Source organism: Pseudomonas sp. D3-10 (genome assembly GCF_051132175.1).
Lineage (GTDB): Bacteria > Pseudomonadota > Gammaproteobacteria > Pseudomonadales > Pseudomonadaceae > Aquipseudomonas.
Genome location: NZ_CP071668.1, coordinates 2,414,908 through 2,430,452, shown reverse-complemented (window position 1 = coordinate 2,430,452; position 15,545 = coordinate 2,414,908). Strand labels below are relative to the sequence as shown.

At 57.3% G+C, this 15,545-nt stretch carries 10 protein-coding genes and 2 pseudogenes; 5 read left to right on the top strand and 7 right to left on the bottom strand.

The features are described 5' to 3' along the window. Window positions 1-10: 10 nt before the first annotated feature. A pseudogene (locus J3P90_RS11225) lies at window positions 11-1,305 on the bottom strand (MFS transporter). A 284-nt stretch (window positions 1,306-1,589) separates the two neighbouring features. Beyond that, the gene (locus J3P90_RS11220; protein ID WP_434676367.1) at window positions 1,590-2,615 is read right to left on the bottom strand and encodes an AraC family transcriptional regulator; all 1,026 of its coding nucleotides are present in this window, start codon (window positions 2,613-2,615) and stop codon (window positions 1,590-1,592) included. A gap of 320 nt (window positions 2,616-2,935) precedes the next feature. Between J3P90_RS11220 and J3P90_RS11215 the strand changes: the two genes are divergently transcribed. Continuing rightward, entirely contained in the window at window positions 2,936-3,400 is a 465-nt protein-coding gene (locus J3P90_RS11215) for a MaoC/PaaZ C-terminal domain-containing protein (protein ID WP_434676366.1), read from the top strand. Between the two features lie 77 nt (window positions 3,401-3,477). Here J3P90_RS11215 and J3P90_RS11210 read toward each other — a convergent pair whose 3' ends face one another. Then, window positions 3,478-4,356 (bottom strand): LysR family transcriptional regulator, encoded by an 879-nt coding sequence (locus J3P90_RS11210; protein WP_434676365.1) that lies wholly within the window; start codon window positions 4,354-4,356, stop codon window positions 3,478-3,480. Between the two features lie 133 nt (window positions 4,357-4,489). Here J3P90_RS11210 and J3P90_RS11205 point away from each other — a divergent pair, with 133 nt between their 5' ends. The 4 genes and pseudogenes from J3P90_RS11205 to J3P90_RS11190 all read left to right on the top strand — a co-directional run bounded on the left by J3P90_RS11205 (window position 4,490) and on the right by J3P90_RS11190 (window position 9,428). Then, window positions 4,490-5,671, top strand: coding sequence for a serine hydrolase domain-containing protein (locus J3P90_RS11205; RefSeq protein WP_434676364.1), 1,182 nt, complete (start codon window positions 4,490-4,492; stop codon window positions 5,669-5,671). A gap of 69 nt (window positions 5,672-5,740) precedes the next feature. After that, the gene (locus J3P90_RS11200) at window positions 5,741-6,952 is read left to right on the top strand and encodes an MFS transporter (protein ID WP_434676570.1); all 1,212 of its coding nucleotides are present in this window, start codon (window positions 5,741-5,743) and stop codon (window positions 6,950-6,952) included. A gap of 430 nt (window positions 6,953-7,382) precedes the next feature. Beyond that, entirely contained in the window at window positions 7,383-8,375 is a 993-nt protein-coding gene (locus tag J3P90_RS11195) for a zinc-dependent alcohol dehydrogenase family protein (RefSeq protein ID WP_434676363.1), read from the top strand. 109 nt (window positions 8,376-8,484) lie between these two features. Then, window positions 8,485-9,428 (top strand): annotated as a pseudogene (locus J3P90_RS11190) (LysR family transcriptional regulator). 287 nt (window positions 9,429-9,715) lie between these two features. On the opposite strand, the gene J3P90_RS11185 reads toward J3P90_RS11190, so the two are convergent. The 4 genes from J3P90_RS11185 to J3P90_RS11170 all read right to left on the bottom strand — a co-directional run bounded on the left by J3P90_RS11185 (window position 9,716) and on the right by J3P90_RS11170 (window position 15,248). After that, window positions 9,716-12,106, bottom strand: coding sequence for a TonB-dependent siderophore receptor (locus J3P90_RS11185; RefSeq protein ID WP_434676362.1), 2,391 nt, complete (start codon window positions 12,104-12,106; stop codon window positions 9,716-9,718). 120 nt (window positions 12,107-12,226) lie between these two features. Next, the gene (locus tag J3P90_RS11180) at window positions 12,227-13,207 is read right to left on the bottom strand and encodes a FecR domain-containing protein (RefSeq protein ID WP_434676361.1); all 981 of its coding nucleotides are present in this window, start codon (window positions 13,205-13,207) and stop codon (window positions 12,227-12,229) included. Next, window positions 13,194-13,709 carry a sigma-70 family RNA polymerase sigma factor gene (locus J3P90_RS11175; RefSeq protein ID WP_434676569.1) on the bottom strand — a complete coding sequence of 172 codons (516 nt, stop codon included), beginning with the start codon at window positions 13,707-13,709 and terminating at the stop codon, window positions 13,194-13,196. The genes J3P90_RS11180 and J3P90_RS11175 overlap by 14 nt, the downstream gene beginning before the upstream one ends. Before the next feature lie 408 nt (window positions 13,710-14,117). Then, complete coding sequence (locus tag J3P90_RS11170; protein ID WP_434676360.1) at window positions 14,118-15,248, bottom strand: glycerate kinase; 1,131 nt, start codon at window positions 15,246-15,248, stop codon at window positions 14,118-14,120. Between the last annotated feature and the right edge of the window lie 297 nt (window positions 15,249-15,545).

Genomic DNA, 15,545 nt, shown 5'->3' with positions numbered 1-15,545 from the left:
GGGGCATCCATCAGTTCGACAGGGCCGGGGATTTTCTGACTTGGGTAGAGTCGGCGCGTGACTGATTGATCAGGGTTACGGCGACAGCGCCAATGAGGCCAGCCAGGCTGATGGCCATGAAGTTTTTCTCGAGCGCAAGGTTCAACGACACCAACCAGCCAATCAGGACAGGGGCGACGATTGCGCCTATTCGTCCCACACCAGACGCGAAACCCACGCCGGTTGAACGAATCGATGACGGGTAGAAATCGCCGGCGTACGCATACGCCAGCAATTGAGTTCCGAGGGTCGATGCCCCGACGATGAACACCACTGGAAACAGCAACGACGTTGAACGCGTATAACCCAAAACGGTGAGTGCAATCGCACCGACGATATAGAAGCAGACCAATACGTGCTTGATGTTCAGCTTGTCGCTCAACCACCCTCCGCCTATTGCACCGGCGATGGCTCCCAAGTTGAAAACAATCACAAAATTCAACGCAGAACCCAGGCTGAATCCAGCCATCGCCATCAGCTTGGTTAGCCAGGAGTTAAGGGCGTAGACCATGAACAGGCCCGTCATGAACGCGGCCCAGATCATTAAAGTGCTGAAGCCCCGCCCCTCCCTGAATAAGTTACGAACCGGTGCTTGCTGCTTATCCAGGACCGTGGCGTTCCCAGTCATCAGCGTGTTTTCGTCGATAACGAGAGCAGGGTCCAGTTTACGAGCGATCGCTCGCAGTTCGTCCTGACGTCCGGTCTTGAGCAGGTAGCCGATGGATTCAGGCATGGTCTTCAGGATCAGGGGAATAAGCACCACGGGCAGCAACGCCACATAAAACACCCATTGCCATCCATGACTCTCGATCAGTTGCTTACCCGTCAGCGCGACCAGGATTCCGCCCACGGAGAAAATTCACCCATCTGAGCGGTGCAGATAGGCAGTACGCCGCCGATCCCAAGGCCGGCGATGAAGCGGGCTACGCTGAAGCTGATCGGGTCACTGGTGAGGCCTGCCGCCGCCGTGAAAATACTGAACAAGGCCACGCAGATGGCGATCATCCTGGGACGCCCGATACGATCGGCTAGCGTGCCAAGAAAAATGGCGCCCAGCATCGTTCCGAAGAGCGCAGAGCCCGCCATGACGCCGGCGCTGGTTGGATCGACGTTCATGTCCTTCATGATCGCCGGAAGGGCTGCACCGACGACCGCAAGGTCATAGCCATCGATGATCAGAATGAGCACACACCAAAACAGGATGAGCCCATGGAAGCGGTTGAACTTTGATTCAACCGCGAGTGTATAGACGTTTACCGGCTGCATATCGCGTCTCCTTCGATCTTGTTTTTGTTTGTGAAGTGCGAAGAGTTACTGGCTCGCTTGACAGGCGATGCCAGGGCTACCTGCAGCGCATCGTAGGAGTTGCCTTTGCGGTGGCCTATGCCCGACGGCATCGTTGTACGTGACCGTTTTGGACACTCATGACTTACCCGCCAGGCCCGGGATGACCCTGGTCTGTTGAGGTTTTGGCAGATGAAACGAGCTGCAGATCACAGGAGGTAATCTGGCGGGGACGCAGTGCTTTTGTATAAGCGCAAGAAACGCTTTTAAATCTCGCCCGATTCGTCAGCATTGGAGCGGCGGTAAGCGCCGGGACTCACGCCCGTCCACTTTTTGAATGCACGATGAAAGGCACTGCTTTCCTGGAAACCCGTGAGGGCAGCCACTTCAGTCACGGTCATATTCGGCTGGCACAACAGATTGATCGCCATGTCACGGCGCAGATTGTCTTTCAAACGCTGATAACTGACCCCCTCGGCCTGCAGTCTTCGCTGGAGCGTCGAATAAGACATGCACAGCGTGCTTGCCATCTTGTCCAGCTCTGGCCATTGCTCCGGATCGAGGCCTCTCAATCTGAGGCGGATCTGGGCGCTGATGCTGTCCTCGTTACGATATTTCACCAGCAGACTGGCAGGCGACTCCTTCAAGAACGCCGATAGACTGGCTTTGTTTTGCGCGACTTTGAGGCTTAGAAAACTGCGCTCGAAACGAATCATCGTCACTGGCGCACCAAACTGAATGTCTTCACAGAAGCGCATCCGATAGTCGCTATCGTCGAGTGGTCGATTCGGCCTGAAGCAGAGCTCTTTAATGGGAATGCGTCTGTTACCCAACCAGCAGAGCAGTCCATGGACAAGGATCAGCCATGTTCCATAACTAAAGAGACGACGTTCAATGCCGTTGTCATGGATAACGATAACGGCGAAGTCGCCATCAAAACTCAGCTCACCGTGAATATCGTCCAGTACGAGACGCAAAAATTTCAGAATCCGTCGCAACGCTTGCTCTAACGACTCGCAGTCAATCGACGACTGGCACATCAATCGGAAGCTGCCCCGTCGCATGGGATGGCTATCGATTGCGAAAAACTCATCGTCGAGCAGATCCGAGAGCGCGACCCACAGCCGAGAAAATGCTGCAGCCGAAACCCTGGCTTGGGGGGAAGTGAGGAGTACAGGGTCGATACGTGCTTGCTGCAGTGCAAGGGAGGTGTCCAGCTGGCGACGCAACGCGCCCTCCAGGGCCTCATGCACCAATCCGATTGAAGTCGTTCCTTTATCCTGGATGAGCACGCCCTTTCCCCTCTGCCGGTGGTTGCCTGCTGACTTGATGCTGACTTTGAATCTCTTCGGCGGTCCTGCCTTGGGCAACCTGACGAGCCTGAACGCTTTCTACGTTCCGACTTCTCGACATGATCTGTCAACCCGAAGGTTTTGTTATCAACAAGCGCATGGGCCCTCTTCCCAGGCTTTGATGGCGGGTCTTGATAGTTGTCCAAAACATTCAACCACGCCGAGGCTTTTGGACATTGTCCAGGCCGTCGCCCACCGACACTATCGGCCGGCAACCTTCGGTTACGTTGAGTCTGACGCTACAGAATCCAGGAGTTACCGTGACAGAGAAAGAGCTGTACTGGGAAGACTTCACGCCAGGTAGCCTCTGGACGGCCAAGCAATCTGCGCCTATTACAACGCAGGCGATCATTGCCTTTGCCGCAGAGTACGATCCTCTCGATATTCACATAGATCCTGACCTTGCCCGTTCGAGTCCGCTTGGCGTGCACTGTGCCAGTGCAGTGCAAACCTTCGGTATTTCGCAGCGGCTGATGTGCGACGCTTTGCTGCTTCAAACCAATGTCGTGGCGGGTGGCAAGATCGATGGTTTTAGGATGGTTGCTCCGGTGGTGCCCGGAGACACGCTCAAGCTATCCGTTCAAGTCGTTCGATCATTCATTCATGCGTCAAATCATCAACGGGGCTGGGTCGTGTTTAAAGTCGATGTAACAACGAATGAGGGGAAAACGGTTCTTGTTTATGAGGTGGCAGTATTGATATTGCGCAGGAGCGATTTTGATTGAGATTGGTCGGGAGATTTAACGATAACCGTATGTACCGGTCTTGCCCTCCGTCCGCATCGCCCACGTCGCCCTCCCATTCATATATGCAAGGAAATGAAATCCACGAAACAGCGCAGCTTGGGCGTGATAAAGCGATTCGGCGGCCACAGCACACTGAAGTGAATGGTGCGGGTCACCTCTTGGGTCAGCACGGCCTGCAGCGCCCCGGACTCGAGGGCCTCCTTGACGGCAAATTCCGGCAGGCAGGCAATGCCCCGCCCTTCCATGGCGGCGTTGAAAAGCATGTCGATGTTGTTGCAGACCAGCACGGCCCGCAGGTCCTGCGTGCCGTTGTGGGACTTATCCGGTAGCGGCCAGCGCTCAAGCTTTCCGGTGGAAGGCACCCGGTATAACAGGCAGTCATGGTTGCTCAAGTCGCTGGCGTCCACCGGCGTCCCCTGGGCCTGGAAATAGGCCGGGGCGCCCACCAGCAGGAAACGGAAAGCGCCCAATCGCCGCGCCACCAGGCGAGAGTCATTCAACTCACCGGTCCTGACCACCGCATCGAAGCCCTCCTCCACGACATCCACCAGGCGATCGCTGAAATCCAATTCCAGATGAATGTCCGGGTATCGCTTGGCAAAGCTGGACAACAATGTGAACAGGAACTGCCCGGCCAAGGGCAGGCTCACCCGCAGCTTGCCGCGCGGTTCGCTGCTGGTGCTCGACAATTCCAGCTCTGCTGCTTCCAGTTCATTGAGCACGCGCTGGCAGCGGTTCAGGAAAAGCATGCCCTCCGCCGTCAGGTTGATGCTGCGGGTGCTGCGATGAAACAGCCTGACGCCCAGGCGCTGTTCCAGGCGCGCGACGCTTTTGCCGATCGCCGATGAAGACACGCCTAATAGCCGTCCGGCCGCGACAAAACTGCGCGTTTCGGCGACCTGGACGAAAACCGAGATTCCGCTGAGGTTGTCCACGCTCTCTCCTTGAGTTTCTTGCGCCTTGAATTGCGGAACGAAACGTCCGGTGTGTCCGGAATTCTAGCCTCTGTTTCCCCTGCCGTCTGCGACCTAGCATGGCGACGTCCATTACAGCAGGGGAATCGCGAACATGACCGCCAAAGAAACCATCCTACTCTCCAGCGCTATCGCCACCGACCCCATGCAGGTGCGAATCGACGCTGCCCTGAACAGCGCCATCGAAGAAAAACGCCTGGTGGGGGCCGTGGTGCTGGTTGCCCGTCGCGGCGAAATCACTTATCGCAAGGCCGTGGGCCTGGCCGACCGAGAGGCTGGCCTGCCGATGCGCACCGACGCCTTGTTCCGGCTCTCCTCGGTGACCAAACCTATCACCTCGGCCGCCGCCCTGGCCTTGGTCGCCCAAGGCCGCATCGGCCTGGATGATCCTATCGCTCGCTGGCTACCGGGGTTTCAACCAACCCTGGAGGACGGCACTCGCGTATCCATCAGCGTGCGCCAGTTGCTTAGCCACACAGCGGGCCTTGGTTACGGTTTTCTCGAAGGCACGGGCGGCGGCGCCTATGCACAGGCCGGTGTGTGTGACGGGCTGGAAAATGCGCCGGTGACCCTGGAGGAAAACATTCGGCGACTGGCGATGGCGCCGCTGCTCTATCGTCCTGGCACCGATTGGGGGTATTCAATTGCTACTGATGTGTTGGGCGCGCTCATTGCCAAGGTATGCGGGACCAGTCTGGCCGATGCGATCAACCAACTGGTGTGCGAGCCACTCGGCCTGTCCGATACCCGTTTCAATGTCGCCGACACCTCGCGCCTGACGGCTGCCTATCTCAATGCCGACCCCGCGCCACGTCGTATGAATGGTATCGAAGTGATCGAGGTTTTCGAGAACACCGCCGGCATCCGGATGGACGCGGATCGGGCCCTCGACAGCAATGCCTACCATTCGGGAGGCTCAGGGATGATCGGCTCCGCCGAAGAATTCCTGACCTTGCTCGAAACCTTGCGCCAGGGTGGTGGCGCGCTCATGCCGGCGAGCCTGGCAAAAGAAATGGGAACCGTCCAGACCGGCAACCTGGAACTCGCCAACTGGCCTGGCCGTGGCTTCGGCCTCGGATTCACGGTGATGACTGACCCGCAAGCGGCACAAGCGCCGGAGTCCGTCGGGACCTGGCGCCTGGGTGGGGCTTTTGGTCATTCCTGGTTTGTCGATCCGGCGCAGCAGATCTGCGTGGTGGCGTTTACCAACACTGCCTTCGAGGGGATGTTCGGACAGTTTACGGTCGATCTGTGCAACGCCGTATACGGCGCTTGATGGCCCTCGCCTTGCGCTGCCGTTCACGCTTTGAGAATGCGCTCACTCCTGATTCTTGCGAGAAATGACATGACTTGTTCTACCCGATCTAACGCATTATTCAGCCCGATGTTCTTCATTGCCCTGGGGTTGTTCGGCGTCTACACCATCGAGTTCGGCGTGGTTGGTATCTTGCCGGTGATCATTGAACGCTACAGCGTCAGCGCCTCCGAGGCAGGTTATCTGGTGGGTCTGTTCGCCCTGGTCATCGCGGTATGCGGCCCCTTCATGGTGCTGTGGTTTTCGCGCTACAACCGCAAGCGAGTCCTGACCCTGTCGCTGTTCATCTTCGCCGCCTCCAGCGCCTTATCGGCCTATGCGCCCAATTACGGATCACTGGCGATCCTGCGGATCATTCCGGCCTTCTTCCATCCAGTTTATTTCTCACTGGCATTTGTCGCGGTGGTGTCGCTTTATTCAGAGGAACAGGCTACACAAGCGACCGCGAAGGCGTTTGTCGGCACCAGCATGGGCATGGTACTCGGCGTGCCTATCACCACCTGGATCGCTGCACGTTTTTCCTACGAAGCGGCCTTCCTGTTCTGCACCGCAGTCAACGTGATCGCCGGGCTGGGCATCATCGCCCGGTTACCCGATACCTTTGCCGGGCAGCGGACGCCTTATGGGGAACAGTTGGCTATCCTGCGCAAACCGACGTTGTGGCTCAATATCCTGGCCTCGACACTGATCTTCGGAGCAATGTTTTCGGTGTATTCCTACAGCGCCGAGTATCTGTCTCGGGAAGCCGGAATGAGCGGTGAAGTGATCAGTGCCATGTTGATTCTGTTCGGCGTAGGCGGTGTGGCCGGTAATCTGCTGACAGGCCGTTTGTTATCCAAAAATAAAGTGGGTACCACGCTAATGCATCCGATCATGTTGGGGGCGTCGTATCTGATCCTGCATTTCTTTGCCAGTCCGGACATCTTGCCGATGATTCTGATCGTCGTGCTGTGGGGAGCCACCCACACCAGTGGCCTGATCGTGACCCAGGTCTGGCTGACCTCCGAAGCCCCGGAGGCGCCTGAGTTCGTTACGGGTCTTTACATCTCGTTCATCAATCTGGGCGTGACGCTCGGTGCGACTGCCGGTGGCTGGTTCCTGGCCCGCATGGGAATGGAAGGCACCATCGTAAGCGGCTTGGTTTTCTGCGTGCTGGCAGCCGCGACGATCGCGACCAAGGTACTTGTGTACGGGGCGCGACAGCCAGGTCTTGCGACGGAAACCCAAGCAGTTTTGCACTAAGTCATTCATCGGAGACCGTGGCAAGCCACGGTCTTTCTCGAACTCAGCGGAGTTTCTATCGGTCAGAACCACTCGGATGGAGTCACGATAGGAAACGTGCAGGCACTGTTGCAGTTGGAGCCCTAGCGCGGGGGTGGTGCAAGTTCATGAAAAAACCAGTCTTAAGCGAACCTACCGGAAGAATGCCTCACCCGGTGAACTCCGCAGAGGCAACCAAGAGCCGATTAGCGACCGTTAGAGCGTCTGGTCCTGAAGGTAGTCAGAAGGTGTAGACCATATTCAGGACAAGACAGCCTTTGAATCCGACATTAGTTCTTTTTGAGTACCAATCTATGAATTGATCAGCGCTCTGCCGTAGGCAAGAGGGTCGGTAGCATTGGCACAACTTTTCAGAAGTAGCTTTTATATCTTGCCGTCAATGAGGTGTGCCATGCCCAAGGTTGTCCAATTTCACCGTACCGGTGACGCTGATGTTCTGACGCTCGATGAAGTCGCTGTAACCGCGCCGAAAAGCGGCGAGGTTCAGATCGAAGTAAAAGCCATCGGCTTGAACCGTGCGGAAATCATGTACCGCACTGGGCAGTACGTGATCGAGCCCCAGTTCCCGGCGAAGCTGGGCTATGAAGCGGCCGGGATTGTCCGGGCGGTTGGCAGTAACGTCAGCGACATTGTTCCTGGTGACATAGTAAGCGTCGTGCCGGCGTTCTCTTTCGCCGATTACGGTATGTATGGTGAGGTGGTCAATGCGCCTGCGCATGCCGTCGTCAAGCACCCGTCCAATCTCAGCTTCGTGGAGGCAGCAGCCAGCTGGATGATGTTTGTTACTGCATACGGCGCGTTGATTGAGTACGGAAATCTACAGGCTGGCGAAACCGTGCTCATCCCGGCTGCATCAAGCAGTGTCGGTCTGGCAGCAATCCAGATCGCCAACATGCAAGGCGCCATCCCGGTGGCCCTTACCCGCACAAGTGCCAAGCGTCAGGCATTGCTGGACGCTGGTGCGAAATATGTCATTGCCACCCAGGAGGAGGATGTGATCGCCGAGGTGGCCGCGATTACCGGGGGCAAAGGTGCGCGTATTGTTTTCGACCCTGTTGGTGGTCCCGAGGCGACCAAGCTGATCAAGTCCATGGCCAGCAACGGAATCTTCTTTCAGTACGGTGCTCTGGATCATCGCGATATCCCGGTTCCGGTCTTCGACATTCTCGGCAAGCATCTGACCGTGCGGGGCTACGAGCTGTTCGAAATCACCACGGATATGCAAAAGCTGGCCAATGCCAAGGCATTTGTTGCCAAAGGCTTGGCAGGCGGTCAACTCAAGCCCGTCATCGACCAGGTCTTCCCGCTTACTGACATCGCGGCGGCACACCGCCGAATGGAATCGAATGCGCAAATCGGCAAAATAGTCGTCGTGGCCGACTAAGTAAAATGCGGCAGCCAGCTTGGCTGCCGTACGCCATCGCTGCCTGCCCTCAAGCGATGATGGCCTATTTTTTGGGTCCCCAAGAGAGAGGCAGCCCGGCTTCGCTATCATGTGCAGAGTAGGTCTGGCCCGATGCGCAGGTAAATGGAGATTGGCGATGAACCTGATTGAAGCCATGCAAATGTTCGTGGCAGTGGTTGAGCATGGCAGCTACACCAGAGCGGCCGAGGCGCTGAATGTGCATCGCCCGGCACTCTCCAAGAATATCCGTAATCTTGAGCACGAACTGGGTGTGCAGCTGTTGCACCGCACCACGCGCAGGGTGAACACCACGCCAGCTGGCGATGAGTTCTATGACCGCAGCCGGAAGTTACTCGCTGAACTAGCGGACACACTGGACTGGTTTTCGCCGACTCGTCCGCCGCGAGGCAAGCTAAGGATCGACATGCAGACCGTACTCGGTCACGCGGTGATAATCCCGCGACTGCCCGAGTTCATGGAGCGCTACCCTGGCCTGGAAATATCTCTGGGAGCCACTGACAACCTGAACGACCTTATTGCAGAAGGCATCGATTGTTCCGTGCGGCTCGGTGATCTGGATGATTCGAGCCTGGTGCCAAACGTATCGGCGAGGTCGCTTTGGTGACCTGCGCGGCTCCCGCCTACGTAAAGAAACATGGTTTACCAACCACGCTGGATGATCTGCAGGCGCACCTGGCTGTCAACTTCATGGTTGAACAGCGCCGCCAGATCATGCCCTGGCGGTTCAGGGGCAACGGTAAAATTATCAATGTGAAGATGCGCAGCGGCATCGTCGTCGACAACGCAGAGGCATTGCTTTACTGCGCATTGGCGGGGATTGGGATGGTGCAGGGGCTGCGCCCGGCGCTGCAGCGATACATCGATAGCGGACGTCTGGTGGAAGTTCTGCCGGATGTTCCAGTCGAGCCGAAAACCGTTTCCGTGTTGTTTCCGGATCGCCGTCATCTATCACCCAATGTGCGGGTATTTGTCGAATGGGTGAGTGCATTGTTCCAAGAGAAAAGGCATTAGCGCGGCCTCATTGGTGTTGGCCTGATTAACAGTCCCACCTTCCTCTGCCCGCCCCGAAGGCGAATGACTCGCGGCTCGGACCGAACATTTTCAGGTGCCACAACCGGACGAACATCAGGCGATTTTTTCCGGTGAGCATCGTTGGATTTCGCGCGTAGCAACCGCTGGCGCGTAACGATGAAAATCGAACGCCCTTGCTTTTCGTCCCGCACAATTATGGCCAAGTTGACGGTACCCGCGTATAGCGGGCACCGCTTCCCATAGGGGACGAAGGCTTACACGCCTGCTTACCAGCTGTAACTCACTTTGGCGGTAATCTCGCGACCCGGGTTGTAGAAGTTCGCTGTGCCGGAACCGACCACGTGCTGCTCATCCAGCAGGTTGCTGACGTTCACCGCAAGGTCGGTGCCCTTGGCGATCTCGTAGTTGAACGCGGCGTCGAACAGCGTGGCGCCATCGCTTTTGCCGGAGTTGGCTGCATCGAAGTAATAAGAGCCGACGTAGCGCGCGCCCAAGCCAACGCTGACATCAGTACCGGGCACGTCGTAATAACTCCAGAGCGAAGCGGAATGCTTGGGTGCCGTGGTGAACTCATTACCCTTCAGGGAGCTGCCGTCGTACAACGAACCGCGCAATACCTCGGACTCCATATAGGAGTAGCCACCAATCAGGCTGAGGTTCTGCGTCACCTGCGCCTTGGCCTCCAGGTCGAGGCCACGCGCCCGCGATTCGCCCACCGTCTGTTGCTCGATGATGCCGCTCGGCAGCACCACGGCGATGGTGACGTTTTCCTGGGTCAAGTCATAAACGGCCGCGGAGAACAGTGCGTCCATCCCCATCGGCGCATACTTCACGCCCACTTCGTACTGCCTGCCGGTCTGCGGTGTTACGCCAACCTGAGGCGGCGAGACGGACTCCACCATGCTCACATAGGTGGACACCTCATCGTTGACGATATAGGTCAACGCACCTCGGTAGGACGTTTCGGAGAAGTTGTCTTTCTCGGAGGATTGCAAGCCTTTGCTGGTAAGGTCCATCGAATCGTTGCGCATACCGGCGGTGACGATGAAACGCTCGTAGAACGATAGGTTCTGCTGAAGGAATACGGCCTTGGTGGTCGCGTCTCGCTTGTTGACCGCATACGGGGTGATAGAGCGTGAAACGCCAGTAAACACGGGATTTGCAACGTCAATCGGGGTCGTCAAGGCGTAGACCGAGCTTTCCTTGGTAGTCGAATCGAGGTATTCCACGCCCACCAGGCTGCTGCTGTCGATGTTCTCGAAGCGGGCGTCGTATTGCAGCATCAGGTTGCCGTTGAACTGGTCGGCCTCACTGTCCGTTCCAAACAAGTACCGGTCAACGGTAGTACCGACACGCGCGGCGCTGTCGCTGATGTAAACGTAGCCAAAATCATCGGTCAATTTGCTGTAACGCAGATTGCTGCGCAATACGAAGCCGTTGTCGAAGTCATGGGTGACGTTACCGCTGAGGCTGGTGCGCTCGACATCGTGAAAGTTGTAGCTCGGCTCACCATAAAACTTGCTGCGGTCGTATTCCTTGTCCAGCGGATAGCCGCCACTGTTGGGCGAACTTTCGGTTTTCAGATAGTCCAGAATCACGGTGGCTGACGTGTAATCCGTGGGCGCCCAGGTGAGGCCACCCATCAGCAACTGGTTGTCGTCCTGTGAGTGATCGTATTCGCGGTCGCTGTTTTGGCCTTTGGCAGTAAAGCGGCCAGCCAAGGTTTTCTCGTCGTTCAGCGCATCCCCCACATCGATGCCTGTCTCGACATGGTCAAACGAACCGTAGGTCACATAGCCTTGGCCAAACTGCTCAAAGCGCGGCTGTTTGGTCACGAAATTCACCGAACCGCCCGGGTCCGCTGGGCCAAACAGCGTGGAGTTGGCGCCACGCAAAATCTCTATGCGTTCGTAAGCGAATGGATCTTCGCGTACGCCGCGCATCGAACTCAGGGTCAAGCCGTCACGGTAGGTGGTGGCCTGGAAGCCCCGGATCTGGAAATAGTCATTGCGGTCATCCGTACCATAGAAGTCACTGACCACACCCGGGGTGTATTGCAGCGCCTCTTCCGTGGTGCTGACGCTGCGTTGTTCCATTTCCTTGTTGGTAACAACCGACACCGATGCCGGCGTATTGAGAATGCTGGTGGCCACCTTGCCGCCAACCCAGAGTTCCTTGGCGACAACCGAGTTGGCGTCGTCGTCGGCACTGACCCTGACCTTGGCATTGATGATGAGGGGCGCAAGGCGATAGTCCTCGACGGACGTTGTGTCGAGCTCCAGCGGGCCGGCGGGCGTAGGTTGGGGGAACAGTAGATAGGCATTCGGGCCTTGCTGTTGGATTTGCAATTCGCTTCCCTGTAGCAAGGATGACAGCGCTGCCGACGTATCGAGCGTGCCATTCACGCCAGCAGTGGTGCGGTTCGCTACACTCGACGCGTCGAAGGAAAGGCTGATGCCAGCCTCGCGCGCAAAGCGGTCAAGCGCCGGCGCCAGCGGGCCGGCAGCGATGTTCCACTGCTTGACCTGATTGCTGTGGTCAGCGCTCGGCGTTTGCGCCAGCGATGGCAAGGCGTAGCTGCTTACGATCAGCCCCAAAATCGCACCGTGCAAGGCACGACTTAATGGATGGCGCTGGGAAACAGGGGACGAACTCATATTCTCGCTCCAAGAAAGGACATCGGCAGACAGGCCTGTATTCCGGCCTTTCTTAGAGGTCGAACGAGAATGAGAATACACCTCATTATTTTTTTCAGGTGGCACAAAGTTCTGATGGGCTTAGGTGGCAGCGGTCACGGTCACCCAATAACGGGTCCGATAATCAACGTGCAAATGCAGTGACTGCGCGATCAATGCCAGGACCTGATCGTTGTCGGCGAGTTGGAAGGTGCCGGAAACGCGACGATCCGCGACCTCGTCGGCGCAGCGCAGTACACCGGGGCGATAGCGCGACAACTCCACGATGAAATCATCGAGGCGCATATTGCGCGCACTGATCACCCCGTCACCCCAGCTCCATAGATCAAGGCCGTTGCCTTTGAACATTCGGGCCCCACTTGATGTGAACAGCAGCTGATTTCCTGCCTGAACACTGCGGCTGGCAGGCGTTTGACTGGAGCCGGGGAAAACCGTGACTGATCCTTCCTGAGCCGCGACCAGCGTGCCATCGTCGAACTCGCGTGCCAGAAAGCGGGAACTCTGAGCGCGCATGATCCCGTCACGTGATTGCACCCAGAACGGTCGCGCTCGAGGCGAGTGTTGATCCGCGCCGACATTCACGATGATTTCACCACGTCGCAGGATTATCAGACGTCGCTGGGCGTCGAAATCGCTGTCGACGGCGCTATCGCTATTGAGCTGGATTAGGCTGCCATCATCGAGTTGGAAGCGCCGTTGCTCGCCGGTACTGCTGCGCTGCTGCGCAAGCATGGCGGGTACGGGTGTGTAGTCCCGGCCGAGCCAGGCTGCAGTGCCAACAATCGCCAATATGCCCAGGAGTTTCAGGCTTTCCCGCCGCCGCATTCCATGATTGGTCCCATTAAGGGTTTGCCGGGCCAGTTGAGCTGGCACGCCTGCGAATTCATCCCCAAGCGCTTCCACGCGCTGCCACGCCAACACGTGCTCCGGGCACTGCTGCAGCCAGAGCTCAAATGTGCGCTGTGTTTGCTCATCTGGCTGATCGAAGCGCAGGCGCACCTGCCAGTAGATCGCCTGGTCGACAACGGCCGGATCCAGCGTCTGGGACTCACGCCTCGACATAACGCAAGCGATAACAGTGTTGCAGGGCGGTGGCCAGATCGCGTTCCACCGTCGCACGGGAAACACCCAACTTTTCGGCTATTTGCGCGCAGGTCAAGCCGTCGAGCCGGGCATATAAAAACGCCTGGCGAACTCTCGGTTTAAGCATATCGAGCATGCGATCTATCCGCTCGAGCGTATCGAGAATCAGCAGTCGGCTTTCTTCCGAGGGAACCTCGTGTTGAGGCAGTAATGCGACGCTCTCCAGGTAGGCACGTTCGAGTTCGCGACGGCGATACTGATCAATCATCAACCCGCGGGCGATACTGCTCAAATAGGCCCGTGGTTCACGCAAGGGGCTGGACTGACGGGATTTGAGCAGGCGTACGAAGGTGTCCTGCGCCAAATCTGCTGCGTTATCGCGACATCCAATGCGTCGGATTAGCCAGCCGTGCAACCACGAGTGGTGGGTTCGATAGAGCAGCCCTAGATCTGCAGTACCTAGTGGTTCATCGCTGCGCATCGGAATCCCGGCAAATACATGATTGATAATTAATCGCATTCTACTCATGCGGTAGGCCTGAGGCAAATACGTGGTGCTTAGTGTCTGCTTTGGGCGAACGCTATCATTCTGTAGAGGCTGCGAGGGAACGGGAAAAACATTGGCAGCTGACTTCGTATGCCTAGCAGCAACTGAACCGCCCGCAGGTTCTTCGTCCTGCGATAGACCAGTGATGCCTTCGTACATCTCATTGGATAGGCGCACCTGCATCAGCAAATAACCTGAAACTAACTCAGTAAGAGAGCAGCAAAAATCACTGCAGAACTGAGAAACCACCCAATGGGGTGAGCAGATGCTTCGCAGGGGATAGTGACTGAACTCAGGCGTTGGACGAATCATACCTCTCAGTTGTCTGCAGGCCGAAAATAGCTATTGAAGCAGCCACAGACGAGCAATATCCCGCGCCCGCTCGCGCAATAGTCGAGGTGCTTGCTGGCACGCATCGGCGAGGCTCATGGGGCCCGAGACTAATGCGAAAGCAGCGTCGACGCCGTGTTCATACAGCGCCTCGTAGCGCTCACCGAGCGTGCCGGCAAGAATCACTACAGGTACGCCTTGCTCACGCGCAATACGCGCTACCCCCATGGGGGTTTTACCGCGCAATGTTTGACCATCACAACGGCCTTCGCCTGTGATGACTAGGTCTGCACCCTTGATTTTATCGGCAAGCCCGACCAATTCGGCCACCACTTCTATGCCCGGTCGAAAACTGGCCCCCAAGAACGCTTTCGCGGCGAACCCCATGCCTCCGGCTGCCCCAGCGCCCGGAACGTCGCGAACATCCTGCGCAAGCACGACAGCGCAACAATCGGCAAAATGGGTCAATGCCTGATCCAATTGTTCGATCTGCTCGCTGCTTGCCCCCTTCTGCCGACCAAAGGTAAATGAAGCGCCGTGGGCACCGCACAAGGGGTTATCGACATCAGCCGCCACCTCGAAACGGGTGCTATGCAAACGGGGATCCATCTTACTCAAATCGATACTACACAAACCAGAAAGAGCCAAGCCATCTGGCGTCAGCTCCCTTCCATCTCCATCTTGGAAGCGCACTCCCAAGGCATTGAGCATACCCGCACCACCGTCGTTGGTTGCGCTACCACCAATGGTCAAGATGATTGTTTTGGCCCCGGCATCCAGAGCGTCAAGGATCAGTTGCCCAGTGCCATAGCTGGAGCTGAGGCAGGCATTACGTTGCTCCAGGGCCACCAATTGCAGGCCGCTCGCCTCAGCCATTTCGATGACCGCGGTTCGCGTTTGCGCAAGCCATCCCCAACGGGCGCTGACCTCAACACCTAAAGGCCCTCTAACCTTGGCGTGACGACACTCACCGTCCAGGGCCGCCAGAATCGCCTCCACGGTTCCCTCGCCGCCATCGGCCATCGGGCATTGCACCAATTCAGCGTTGGGCAGCACCTCAGCCAGCCCCAGCGCAATGGCTTGTGCAACGCCATCGGCGCTCAGGCTGTCCTTGAATGAATCAGGTGCTATGACGACTTTCATGAGCGCTCTCCGGCGATAGGTGATGCCTCATGCTGACATCAGCGAACCGCTTAGGCTCTAGCTCCAGGCACAAGCACAGGCAAGCGCTTTTGTTCGCGCGCCTAAAGGATTCGCCCGAATCGCGGCGTAGGCTTGGTGAGGTAATAGTTGCCCCTAAATAACAAAAAGAGTGACGTCCAATGATTTTGAACCAGCACCCAGCTGTACAAACGCCGCCTCCCGGAAAGTCCATGACTGATTGGCCACGGGATTTCGATGTCCGTGCCATACGAGCAGAACAGCAAGAACTGCTCGAAA

Bases quoted from the DNA above. Each gene is read 5' to 3' on its own strand.
- J3P90_RS11205 (WP_434676364.1), top strand. From the start codon at position 4,490: ATGACCGCCAAAGAAACCATCCTACTCTCCAGCGCTATCGCCACCGAC.
- J3P90_RS11200 (WP_434676570.1), top strand. From the start codon at position 5,741: ATGACTTGTTCTACCCGATCTAACGCATTATTCAGCCCGATGTTCTTC.
- J3P90_RS11195 (WP_434676363.1), top strand. From the start codon at position 7,383: ATGCCCAAGGTTGTCCAATTTCACCGTACCGGTGACGCTGATGTTCTG.
- J3P90_RS11185 (WP_434676362.1), bottom strand. From the start codon at position 12,106: ATGAGTTCGTCCCCTGTTTCCCAGCGCCATCCATTAAGTCGTGCCTTG.
- J3P90_RS11180 (WP_434676361.1), bottom strand. From the start codon at position 13,207: ATGTCGAGGCGTGAGTCCCAGACGCTGGATCCGGCCGTTGTCGACCAG.
- J3P90_RS11175 (WP_434676569.1), bottom strand. From the start codon at position 13,709: ATGCGCAGCGATGAACCACTAGGTACTGCAGATCTAGGGCTGCTCTAT.
- J3P90_RS11170 (WP_434676360.1), bottom strand. From the start codon at position 15,248: ATGAAAGTCGTCATAGCACCTGATTCATTCAAGGACAGCCTGAGCGCC.